The organism is Kitasatospora sp. NPDC059462 (assembly GCF_042749955.1).
In the GTDB taxonomy this organism is placed as follows: domain Bacteria; phylum Actinomycetota; class Actinomycetes; order Streptomycetales; family Streptomycetaceae; genus Kitasatospora.
This window is the reverse complement of record NZ_JBHYUU010000273.1, coordinates 1-8,085: the sequence shown is the minus strand read 5'-3', so window position 1 is coordinate 8,085 and position 8,085 is coordinate 1. Positions and strand designations below refer to the sequence as shown.

The window sequence follows — 8,085 nt, the reverse complement described above, 5'->3', positions numbered from 1 at the left end:
GCGCAGAGCCGGCCGCCGGACAGGCATCCCTGGCCGGAACCGGCCGCCCGCCCGGCGGCCGCACCGGCCGGCAGGGCCTTGGGCTTCGGCCGTTCGTGGTGGCGTTCCCGGCGGAGCTCGTGCCGCGCCGGGTGCCCGGCCCGTTCGCGCTCCTCCCGCCCGTGGGCGGGCGCCGGGACCGCGGGCGCCGCGGGCGCCGGGGCCTGGGCGGGACGGGCCGGCCGCAGCACCGGAACGTCCGCCAGCACCGGCGGCAGCGGCCGTTCGGCGGCGAGCCGGCGCGGCTCCCGGGCCAGCAGAGCGGCCGCGCGCCGCGGGTCCTCCTCGATCCGGTTCCGCGCCAGCACCGGGTGCCGGCGGCCGTCCCGCCGCGAGGCCGGGTCGACCTCGGGCAGGTAGGTGCGCACCGCGCCGCCGTAGACGGCGTGGTACTCCAGGGCGACGTTGAACCCGGTCCGGGCGTCGGCGTCGAGGACGTACAGGCCGGCCAGGCCGGGCAGCTGGTCGCAGAGCGGGGCGACGACGTCCGCGAGCCAGCGGCCGGCGCCGAGGCCGGCCGGCACGCTGGCCACCACGACGGGCATCCGCCGGTCCGGGTCGCAGAGTTCGTCGACCAGCCGGTCGACCCCGGCGGCGGTGAGCACCCGGGGTGCGGCCGCCACCGCGGCCGGGCCGTCCGCGGCGTCCAGCAGGGGCAGCAGGGTCCGGACCACCTCGGGCACCGGGACCCGTCCGGGCGTGCGGACCCCGCCTCCGGTGGTGTGGGTCGAGGCCTCCAGCCGCAGCCAGGTCGGCCCGGCGGGCCCGGTCGCCACGGTGAGGGTGAGCCGGTCGGTGCCGTGCGGGGCGGGGGTGGTCACCCGGCGGCGGTCGTAGCGGCCGCCGGACGGCGCGCCGTCGAGCGGGCCGCCGTCGCGGTCCAGCAGGACGCGTTCGCCGAGCCGCAGCCGTTCGGCGGGGGACGCGCCCGCGCCCGGGCCGGCGGCGGGTCCGGGGGGTGGGGGCTCCTCGCTCCATTCCTGCTTCAGCCAGGTGGCGAGGCACTGGTCCGCCAGGGCGAGGGCGTCGGTGTGCGGGAGGGCGGTGGTGACGGTCATCCGGTAGGGCGTCGTGGGGCCTCCGGGGCCGGGACGACCGGCCTGGGCGGGCAGCGACGACGAGGAGCGTTCCGAGGTCATGCACATTCCTCCGGGTTCGGTGGTGGGGTCCCGTGTCCTCCATCGATGGGTCATTGGTCCGGTTCGCCGGACCTGTGCCCAGGAAACGCCATGGCCCGGAGCGGAAGTTCCAACTCCGGGCCACGTCACTACATTCGGGTGAATCTGCTCAAGCCGTCCGCCGCGGACGACGAGGATCTGCTGGGCCCCGGCTCCCTGCCGCGCCCGGGTCAGTCGGCCCGGTGCCCGGCGCCGCTGCGGCTCCAGCCGGGCACCGGCACGGGCACCGCGAGCGGGCGGCCCGCCGGCGCCTCGTAACGGGCGATCAGGACCACCGGGACGGGCCCGTGGTTGTGGCCGACGTGGATGTGCACCGGCCCCGCGTGCTCCACCAGGCGGTCACCGGCCCGGCTGACCTCCACCCGGCCGTCGTGCAGGGTCCGGGTGAGCGTCCCGGCGAGCACCACGACGTCGACCCGGCCCGGGTGGTAGTGCCAGCCGGTGCTGTCCCCCGGGCCCAGGGTGATGGTCCGGACGACGGGCATCGTGGTCTGGGCTCCCTGCTCGGCGGAATCCGACCAGGCTAGGCAGGGCGCCGGGGCCCCGGGACCGGGCGGCCGGAACCGGCCGGAAAGCTGTCCGGAAACCCGGCACGGCTCAGACCGGCACCTCGACGTAGGTCCGGCCCGCCGCCACCGCGGCCGACGCCCCGCCGGTCGCCTCGGCCAGCCAGGTGTGGAACGCCGCGACCTCCGGCTCCGGCACGCCGACCTCGATCCGCACCCCGGCCGCCTCGTAGGCCAGGTCGCTCACGGTGTACCCGGCCGCCCGCAGGTCGTTCTCCACCCGCCCGGCCCGGGTGTGGTCCGCCGTCACCGCGAGCAGCGCGACCGGCCGCCGCTCCAGGAGCCCGACCTCGTCCAGCGCCTCCGACACCGCGCTCCCGTAGGCCCGCACCAGGCCGCCCGCGCCGAGCTTGATCCCGCCGAAGTACCGGGTCACCACCGCCACCGTGTCGGTGACGCCGCGCCGCCGCAGCACCTCCAGCATCGGCACGCCCGCCGTCCCGCCGGGCTCGCCGTCGTCGCTGGAACGCTCGCGGCGCTGCTCGTCGCCGACCACGAAGGCGGTGCAGTTGTGCCGGGCGTCCCAGTACTGCTTGCGGATGCCGGCGATGAACGCCTGGGCCTCGTCCTCGTCGGCGACCCGGGCGAGGTGGCAGATGAACCGGGACTTCTTGATCTCCAGCTCGTGCGTGCCCGCGCTCCGGATGGTCAGGTACGGCCGGGGGGTCGGCTCCGGTGTGGCGGACATGGCGCGGCGGTTCTCCCGGACGGCGACGACGGTGGCGACGGCGCGGCCCGCGCCGCACGACAGCTCGCCGGGGACCGCTCCGCCAGCCTAAGCCGTGTCCGGCCCCCGCCCGGCACCCGGCCGGTCGACGGCCGCCGTCGGCCGCGCCCGGCGACGGCCCGCCAGCGCCTCCAGCCCCGCGCGGTCCAGCCCGGTCGCGGCGGCGACCTCCGCGAGGTCCACCGCCCCGCAGTCCAGCCCGCGCAGCAGGTACCCGCTGAGCGCCCGGGCGGTCGCCGGCTCGTCCAGGACGTCCCCGCCGGTCCTGTTCAGGTACCCCGACAGCCGGGCGGCGGCCGGGGCGAGGCCCTCCCGGTAGAAGGAGAAGACCGCGGCGTAGCGGGTCGGCAGGTGCGCCGGGTGCATGTCCCAGCCCTGGTAGTAGGCCCGGGCGAGCGAGCGGCGGACCAGGCCGTGGTGGAGCCGCCAGGCGGCGTGCACCTGGGCGGTCGTCCCGGCCGGGACCACGTTGGTGGAACCGTCGGAGAGCCGGACCCCGGTCCCGGCGGCCGCCGCCTGCATCACCGCCTTGGCGTGGTCGGCGGCCGGGTGGTCCGGGCCCTGATGGGCGGCGGCGACCCCGCAGGCGGCGCTGTAGTCGAAGGTGCCGTAGTGCAGTCCGGTGAGCCGCCCCCCGGCCGCGCCGATCATCCGGGCGACGGTGGCCCGCCCGTCCGGCCCGAGCACCGCCTGGGTGGTCTCGATCTGGATCTCGAAGCCGAGCCGCCCGGCCGGCAGCCCGGCGGTGCGCTCGAAGTCCTCCAGCAGCCGGACCAGCGCGGTGACCTGCTCGGCGTAGGTCACCTTGGGCAGGGTGAGCACCAGCCCGGCGGGCAGTGCGCCGCGCTCCAGCAGGGTGACCAGGAAGAGCTCCAGGGTGCGGATCCCCCGGTCCCGGACGGCCGCCTCCAGGCACTTCACCCGGATGCCGACGTACGGCGGGACGGTGCCGTCGGCGACGCCGGCGGCGACCAGCTCCGCCGCCCGGACGGCGGCCGCGTCCTCCTCGGCGCCGGGCCGCGGGCCGTAGCCGTCCTCGAAGTCGATCCGCAGGTCCTCGACGGGCTCGCGCTCCAGCTTGGCCCGCACCCGGCGGTGCACCTCGGCGAGCAGCGCGTCGTCCGGGATGCCGAGCGCGCGGGCCAGCGCCGCCGGGGTCCCGGCATGGGCGTCGAAGGCCTCCAGGGCCCGCCGGCCCCAGGTCCGGACGGTGTCGGCGGCGAAGGCGTCGGCCGGCACGTAGACGGTGTGGACCGGCTGACGGCCGCCCGGATCACCCGGGTAGCGGCGGGCGAGGTCCGCGTCGACGGGCGCCAGCAGCGCGTCCACGGCGGAACGGGCAGCGGCGGAGAACCCCGCCGCGCCACCCGGCCCGGTCCCGCCCGTCCCGTCCTGCGACATCCGTCCCCCTCCGGCAGGCTCGCGCGCGGCCACCGCGCGCCGGTCAGTCCCTCCCGGACGCGGCGTACCGGCCGCGCAGTTCCGGAAGGAGCGCTTCGATGTCCTTGGGGTGGACCGAGCCGTCGGGACGGCTCCCGCTCACCCCGTGGTGCTCGGTCAGCCAGACGGCCAGCCGCTGCGGGTCCGGCTCGTGCTCGAAGGTCTCGATGTAGCTCACCAGTCCCTCGAACGCCTGCTCAGGGTCCAGCCGGTAGGCGCCGGGACGCGGCGCGGGACCGAATGGGCGCTGCGGGCGATCCACGGCCTCCGGCACCTCCCGCACGGCCTCGGGCCCGGCGTACCCCGGCCCTGCGAACTCCGGCTCCGCGAACCCGGGCCCGGCGAAGTCGGGCTCCGGCGGGAAACCGGGCTCCTCGGCGTACTCGACGGGGGCGCCCGGGCCGGCGGCGGCCTGCTGCGGTTGCTCCCCGGCGGGCTCGGTGGGGCGCGGGGCCTTGAACCACGGCGAGACCTGGCCGGGCACCCGGCCGCCCGGGGCCCCGTCGCTCGGGTGACCGGTGGTCCGCACGGCCCGCTCGGTCCACACGTTCAGATCCTCCTGCGGCTGCGGCGCGGCCGACGGCTCCTCCCCCGCCGGCTCCTGCGCGTCACGCAGCCGCACGGCGGCCAGCCGGGCGAGCACCTCGGCGGGCGCCGGCTCGGCCTGGACCGGCGACTGCTGCTGGTGCTGCGGCGGCTGCTGGGGCTGGGGCTCGGACTGCGCCTGGGGATCCTCCGGCGCCTTCGCCGGTCCCGGCTGCCCGCCGTTCCCCGCCTGCGCCGCCTGCTCGGCCGGCACGAGGGCGCCCGCCGCACGGCTCTCCGCCAGGCCCCGGGACTCCTGCGCGGCGAGCGCCTCCGCACGTGCCGGGGCCTCGGCCTCCCGGGCCTCCTTCGCCTCGCGCGCCGCCTGCGTCTCCTCGTCCATCCGCTCGAACACCGCCGGATCCAGCGGCACCCCGTACTTGGCCAGCTTCAGCGGCAGCAGTGCCTGGATCGGCGCCGAGCGGCGCCAGCCCCGCCCGTACCGGAACCGCAGCTGCGCCCGGTAGACCAGCCGGTTCTGCTCCAGCCGCACGACCTCGTCGTACGAGCGCAGCTCCCACAGCTTCATCCGCCGCCAGAGCCGGAAGGTCGGCACCGGGGACAACACCCAGCGCATCACCCGGACCGACTCCATGTGCCGGTCCGCCGTGATCGCCGCGATCCGGCCGACCGCGTGCCGCGAGGCCTCGACCACGACGACGAACAGCAGCGGAATGACCGCGTGCATGCCCATTCCGAGCGGGTCGCCCCAGGAGGCCGCGGCGTTGAACGCGATCGTCGCGACGGTCAGCAGCCAGGCGGTCTGCCGCAGCAGCGGGAAGGGGATGCGCAGCCAGGTCAGCACCAGGTCCAGCGCCAGCAGCACCACGATGCCCGCGTCCACGCCGATCGGGAAGGCGTAGGAGAAGGCGCCGAAGCCCTTCTCCTCGGCCAGTTCCTTGACCGCGTTGTACGAGCCGGCGAAGCCGATACCCGAGATGACACAGGCCCCGGCGGCGACCAGGCCGAGCAGGCCCCGATGGGCCTTGGTGAGCGATGGGCGTGCCATTACGTCTATCAACCCCTGGATGTCGGCTGCGGCCGTACGCTGCCCCGGCTGCCGGTTCCCGCGTGTCGGGGCGCCGGACGGCTGAGGCACCTCCGGGCTCGGCCCACCGGAGTTTACTCGTACACCTGTCCCAGCGTTCTCGCAGCCCGGACCGTCACCGCCGCCGGAAACCCGGGCCCGGTCAGACCGCCCGCCCGGCCGTGCCGTTGAGGTACGCGAGCACCGCCATCACCCGGCGGTTGGCGTCCTCGGCCGGGGCGAGTTCGAGCTTGGTGAAGATGTTGGCGATGTGCTTGGCGACAGCCCCGTCACTCACCGTCAGCCGCGCGGCGATCGCCGAGTTCGAGCAGCCCTCCGCCATCAGCTCCAGCACCTCCCGCTCGCGGGGCGACAGCCGCTGCAACGGCCCGGGGCGGCGGGAGGTGGTCTGCATCAGCTTGGCGATGACGTCCGGGTCCATCGCGGTGCCGCCGGCCGCCACCCGGCGGACCGCGTCGATGAACTGGTCGGCGGCGAAGACCCGGTCCTTCAGCAGATAGCCGATCCCGCCCGTGCCGTCGGCCAGCAACTCCCGCGCGTAGAGCTGCTGGACGTGCTGCGAGAGCACCAGCACCGGCAGTCCGGGGATCTCCCGACGCGCCTTGAGGGCCGCCTGCAGACCCTCGTCGGTGAGCGTCGGGGGCAGCCGGACGTCGACCACCGCGACGTCCGGACGGTGCGTCAGCAGGGCGTCGAGCAGCTCCGGGCCGGTCTCGACCGCGGCGGCGATCGTGAAGCCGTGCGCTTCCAGCAGCCGGATCAGACCTTCTCGAAGGAGGTAGAGGTCCTCGGCGAGGACAACTCGCACGGCAGCTCCAGGGTGATGGTGGTCGGACCGCCCGACGTACTGTCGATGGCGAGGACACCGTCGAAGGTACCCAATCGGCGTTCGATCCCGCGCAGCCCGGTCCCCCGGGCGGGATCCGCCACTCCGACCCCGTCGTCCGTGACCGTGACCCGCAGCCGGCCCGCCCGGTACAGGATGTCCACCCAGACCTGCTCGGCACCCGAGTGCTTGGCCGCGTTCGCCAGGAGCTCGCAGATGCTGAAGTACGCCGTGGCCTCCACCGGTGCCGGCGGCCGGTCCGGCAGGCTCACGCAGACCTCGGTCGGCAGCGCGCAGTCCAGCGCCAGCGCCCGTACCGCGTCGCCCAGTCCGCGCTCCGCCAGCACCGGCGGGTGGATGCCGCGGACCAGGTCGCGCAGTTCCTGGAGCGCCCGCGCCGAGGACTGCCGGGCCTCGGAGAGCAGCTCCCGCGCCGCCGCCGGATCGGTCTCCATGAGGTGTTCGATCGTGCCCAGCGTCATCCCGATCGCGACCAGCCGGGCCTGCGCCCCGTCGTGCAGGTCCCGCTCGATCCGCCGCAGCTCCGCCGCCTGGCTGCCGACGGCGTCGGCCCGGGTCTCGGTCAGCTCGGCCACCCGCCGGGTCAGCTGGGCGTGGGTGGCCCGGCCGTCCTGGTCCAGCACCCGCCGCGCCACCTCCGCGTACACCCGCACCGCGTACGGCGCCAGCAGCACCCCCAGTGCGACCAGCGCGAGCCCCAGCAGGGCGGAGAAGAACGCCGCCACGGCGCCGGTGGGGTTCGCCCCGTAGGACTCGTAGCTCAGCACCGCCACGACCAGGTACGTCACGCCGCCGGCCAGCAGCCCCGCCACCAGCGCTCCGAGCGCGACCACCAGCGGCGGGCTGATCACCAGCCAGAGCATCTCAGCCCGGGTCGCCCGGTCCCGCACCGCCCAGTGCAGCAACTGCGCCAGCCGGGCCACGTTGTGGGAGCGGTGGTAGGAGTACCCGGTCCACCAGTGACCGCGCTCGTCCGCCTCCAGCGCCGGACGCGGACTGTAGGAGACCGGCAGGCGGATCCCGTACCAGTCGGCGAGCCGCGCCCGCGCGCGCCGGGCGGAGGGACGCACGAACATCCCGGCCAGCGCCAGCCCCGCGACCACCCCGGCGACCAGCGCGAACAACGCCGCCGGGTAGTAGGCGTCGAGCATCCACGCGACGGTCGCACCGGCGAACAGCGCACCGACCACCGGCACCACCACGACCGGGACCGCACCCACCACCAGCAGCGCCACCCGGGCCAGCCCGAGGCCGCCCGCCGTGAACGCCGCCTCGGTCCGGACACGCACGCCGCCGCCCCTGCTGATCCGACTCTCCGTTGCCACGAGCGCTCCTGTTGCTGATGCCGCCGATGGTGCCGATGCCGCAGGCCGGCCCCGATCCTCCTGACCCAGTTTTCCCGGCACACCCGCCCGGGTGCACTGGCCGTCCCACCCGACTTCAGGTGGTGCTAGGTCTACCCCTGTCCTGGCTCCCTTGTCTTGGCACACCCTCCGGACGCGGGAGTCCGGACATGCGAAAAGCCCCTGCCGGTTTCCCCGGCAGGGGCTTTTCAGAAGAATTGTTCGGCGGCGTCCTACTCTCCCACAGGGTCCCCCCTGCAGTACCATCGGCGCTGTGAGGCTTAGCTTCCGGGTTCGGAATGTAACCGGGCG

At 75.8% G+C, this 8,085-nt stretch carries 6 protein-coding genes, 1 rRNA gene and 1 pseudogene; all 8 read right to left on the bottom strand.

What is annotated here, in order from left to right:
- Nucleotides 1-1,178: pseudogene (locus ACFXAM_RS36315) on the bottom strand (hypothetical protein); the annotation flags it as partial.
- 209 nt (nt 1,179-1,387) lie between these two features.
- A complete protein-coding gene (locus ACFXAM_RS36310; protein ID WP_380297909.1) occupies nt 1,388-1,702 on the bottom strand; it encodes a cupin domain-containing protein in 315 nt (104 codons plus the stop codon).
- 112 nt (nt 1,703-1,814) lie between these two features.
- Nucleotides 1,815-2,471 (bottom strand): YigZ family protein, encoded by a 657-nt coding sequence (locus ACFXAM_RS36305; protein ID WP_380297908.1) that lies wholly within the window; start codon nt 2,469-2,471, stop codon nt 1,815-1,817.
- Nucleotides 2,472-2,558: 87 nt separating this feature from the next.
- Complete coding sequence (locus ACFXAM_RS36300; RefSeq protein WP_380297907.1) at nt 2,559-3,911, bottom strand: DUF6986 family protein; 1,353 nt, start codon at nt 3,909-3,911, stop codon at nt 2,559-2,561.
- 43 nt (nt 3,912-3,954) lie between these two features.
- Nucleotides 3,955-5,544 carry a DUF2637 domain-containing protein gene (locus tag ACFXAM_RS36295; RefSeq protein WP_380297906.1) on the bottom strand — a complete coding sequence of 530 codons (1,590 nt, stop codon included), beginning with the start codon at nt 5,542-5,544 and terminating at the stop codon, nt 3,955-3,957.
- 181 nt (nt 5,545-5,725) lie between these two features.
- On the bottom strand, nt 5,726-6,391 hold the full coding sequence (locus tag ACFXAM_RS36290; protein WP_350555691.1) for a response regulator transcription factor: 666 nt from the start codon (nt 6,389-6,391) through the stop codon (nt 5,726-5,728).
- Nucleotides 6,343-7,719 (bottom strand): sensor histidine kinase, encoded by a 1,377-nt coding sequence (locus ACFXAM_RS36285; protein ID WP_380297904.1) that lies wholly within the window; start codon nt 7,717-7,719, stop codon nt 6,343-6,345. The genes ACFXAM_RS36290 and ACFXAM_RS36285 overlap by 49 nt, the downstream gene beginning before the upstream one ends.
- Nucleotides 7,720-7,993: 274 nt before the next feature.
- Nucleotides 7,994-8,085, bottom strand: a 5S ribosomal RNA gene (rrf, locus tag ACFXAM_RS36280); the annotation flags it as partial.

Coding starts and splice junctions, on each gene's coding strand:
- ACFXAM_RS36310 (WP_380297909.1), bottom strand. CDS start 1,702: ATGCCCGTCGTCCGGACCATCACCCTGGGCCCGGGGGACAGCACCGGC.
- ACFXAM_RS36305 (WP_380297908.1), bottom strand. CDS start 2,471: ATGTCCGCCACACCGGAGCCGACCCCCCGGCCGTACCTGACCATCCGG.
- ACFXAM_RS36300 (WP_380297907.1), bottom strand. CDS start 3,911: ATGTCGCAGGACGGGACGGGCGGGACCGGGCCGGGTGGCGCGGCGGGG.
- ACFXAM_RS36295 (WP_380297906.1), bottom strand. CDS start 5,544: ATGGCACGCCCATCGCTCACCAAGGCCCATCGGGGCCTGCTCGGCCTG.